This window comes from bacterium, from assembly GCA_026414725.1.
GTDB lineage: Bacteria > Ratteibacteria > UBA8468 > B48-G9 > JAFGKM01 > JAAYXZ01.
In genome coordinates this window covers 1-3155 of the sequence record JAOAIL010000044.1, presented here as the reverse complement: position 1 = coordinate 3155, position 3155 = coordinate 1, and the positions used below count along the sequence as shown (strand labels likewise).

The window sequence follows — 3155 nt, the reverse complement described above, 5'->3', positions numbered from 1 at the left end:
CCTATCTGCAGAGCAAAAGGTAAGCCAGTGTGAAAAGCAGATAGAACTTGCAGAAGAAAATCTTAGGGTTGCTGAACTCCTTTATGAAGAAGGGATGGCAACGACCACAGATATTTTAGATGCAGACACATCTTTAACAGAAGCGAGGAATGGGCTTTATAACGCTTTATATGAATACCAATTAGCATATGCAGAACTTGAAAGAGCATCTGGAACATGGAGGGACTGATGAATAAAAAAAAGATACTTTATGGGGTGGCAGCCATTATTTTTCTGATAATTATATCGGCCGTGTTGAGAAAGAAGGAAGTAAAGACAGTTGAAAAACAGGTGGAGGAGCCCGCTATTCAAGTTATTGTAGGTAAAGTAGAAAAACGAGATATAAGGGAGGTAGTAAGTACAGCAGGAAGTATAAAGGCATTCAGTGAGGTAACTGTTTTTTCAAAAACCACAGGAGTTGTAGAAAAGATTTTTGTGAAGGAAGGCATGTATGTAAAAAAGGGAGATACTATTGCGCAGGTTGACTATATAAAGAGTGAACTTAATGTCAGGCAGTTAGAAAGTCAGGTAAAAGCAGCAGAAGCAAATCTTGAGGGATTAAAAAGGGACTATGAAAGGATGCAGAAGTTATACAGTGAGGGAGTTATATCACAGAAAAAATGGGATGATATTCAGACCGCCTATGAGATTGCAAAACACAACCTTGAAGGGCTAAAAGTACAACTTTCACTGGCAAAGGTGCATCTTGAAGATACAAAGGTTATAGCACCTATAAGTGGAACTATAATGAAGAAATTTATTGATGAAGGAGAGATTATCACAGATGCCTCTATGATGAAGAATGCACCACTCGTTTCTATTGCAGATATAAGTAAGGTAAAAGCAGTTGTTCCTGTAGCAGAAGTGGATTTAGGAAAGATAATGAAGGGCAAGGATGCAGAGGTGTTTGTGGATGCTTATCCTGAAAAAAAATTCTATGGGAAGGTATATAATATCTCTCCTTTTGTGGACCCTCTTACAAGAACTTCTGAGATAGAGATTCTTGTTGATAACCCTGGACAGTTACTTAAGCCAGGGATGTTTGCCAGAGCGGGAATTATCATCAGGATGAATAAAGGGACTTCTACAATTCCTCATAAGGCGGTTTTCTCAGAGGGAGAGCAGAGTTATGTTTTTGTTGTGGATGGTTCTGTTGCGAGAAAAAGATATGTGAAGACAGGGATGATAGAAGAGGACTATATTGAGATAAAGGAAGGGTTATCCGGAGATGAAATGGTTGTTGTTGAAGGAGGAATAGGACTGGAAGATGGAAGTAAAGTGGAGGTTTCAGAATGAATATACCAGAGTTTTCTGTAAAGAGAAAAATAACAACGCTTATGCTGGTACTGATTCTTTCTGCCATAGGTATTCTTTCTTTTTTCAATTTAGGACTGGATATGTTGCCTGACCTTGAGTTTCCTGTTGTTGCTGTAGTTACATCATATGAGGGTGTGGCATCAGAAGAGATTGAGTCAGGTATTACAAAACTTGTAGAGGAGGCAGTAGGACTTGTTAAGCACATAAAGAAAGTAACCTCTTTTTCCATAGAAGGTATGTCTGTTGTAATGATTGAGTTTGAATGGGGAACAAACCTTGACTTTGCTGCTCAGGATGTAAGGGACCGTCTTTCAATGATAGAGGAGTATCTTCCTAAGGATGCGGATAAACCTATTGTAGTTAAATATAACCCTTCAGACACCCCGATTTTAATTTACGCTGTTACTGGTTTTGGGTCTGATACGCTTAATTTAAGGACATACCTTGATGATGAGATAAAACCACGTCTTGAAGGAGAAGAAGGTGTGGCAAATGTATTCCTTTCTGGTGGTAAAACGAGGGAGATTAATATCCTGATAGATGGTGAACGGCTAAAGGGATACAATCTTTCTTTGAGTCAGATAAGCCAGGTATTAAGATACGAAAACATCAATATATCTGGAGGACATATTAAAGAGGGATACAGAGAATACCTTTTAAGAACACCTGGAGAGTATAGAAGTATAGAGGAAATAAAAAATACTGTTATAGGTATATACAACGGCGCTCCTGTGTATCTGAAGGATATTGCAGAGGTAAAGGATACATTCAAAGAGGTAAGGAGTTTTGCCAGGGTTGATGGAAAGGACTGTGTGGTTCTCGGGATAATGAGGCAGTCAGGTGCAAATATAGTAAGGGTATCTGAAAGGGTAGAGAGGAAACTTAAATCCCTTAAAAGTATAATGCCTGCAGATGTAGAATTTGCAGAACTGATGAACTTTGGAACTGTAGCAAAAAGAATGGTAAAGATGACTGCTCTTGATGTTCTGGTTGGTGGGATAATAACAGTTATCCTGCTTTTAGTCCTTTTAAGAAGTTTTCTCCCCACATTTGTTGTAGGGCTTTCCATCCCTTTCTCTGTCTTTGTTACATTTGCTGGAATATACGCGGCTGGTTATACGCTTAATATTACCACAATGACAGGGCTTGGACTTGGAATAGGTATGCTTGTCTCCAATGCCATCATAGTTATGGAAAATATCTTCAGGTATATGGAAGAAGGTAAGGAAACAGATATATCTGCTTCTGCAGGGACTAATGAAGTTATGGCAGCAATACTGGCATCAACCCTCACCACAGTAATTGTCTTTCTTCCTGCTATATTTGTTACAGGGATAACTGCACGGCTTATAAGACCTATTGCTATAACGGTCACTGTATCACTCCTTGCCTCTTTTATAGCAGCGATTACACTGGTGCCTATGGTGTCTTCGGTTCTCTTTAAAGGAAAAGGAGAGACATTGAAGATGGCAGAGGAGAAAGAGTTTGGAAAGATAAAGAAACTTTACAGTAAAAGTTTATCCTATGCGTTAAATCATAAGATACTATTCATTGTCCCTTCACTTGTCCTTTTTGTGTTGAGTATGTGGTCCTTAAGGTTTGTAGGGAAAGAGTTTTTCCCTTCAATGGATACACCTATGCAACTTTTCAGTTTAAGGATGCCAGTAGGTACAACATTAGAAGATACAGAGTATACGATGTCTGTTATGGAAAAGGCATTTAAAGAGCCAGAACTTATCCATATTGCTACAACAGGAGGTGTAAGCGAGGGAGGAAAGACAGATGTGGCTTTTGGTGGT

The 3155-nt window shown here is 39.0% G+C and carries 3 protein-coding genes; all 3 read left to right on the top strand.

Features of this window, described 5'->3' with window-relative positions; genetic code table 11:
- Positions 1–229, top strand: a 229-nt coding sequence (locus tag N3D17_07715; GenBank protein MCX8083249.1) for a TolC family protein, incomplete at its 5' end; no start/stop codon positions are given.
- Positions 229–1335, top strand: a complete 1107-nt coding sequence (locus N3D17_07710) for an efflux RND transporter periplasmic adaptor subunit (protein ID MCX8083248.1) — start codon at positions 229–231, stop codon at positions 1333–1335. The genes N3D17_07715 and N3D17_07710, both read left to right, overlap by 1 nt.
- On the top strand, positions 1332–3155 hold a 1824-nt coding region (locus tag N3D17_07705), incomplete at its 3' end, for an efflux RND transporter permease subunit (GenBank protein MCX8083247.1). The genes N3D17_07710 and N3D17_07705, both read left to right, overlap by 4 nt.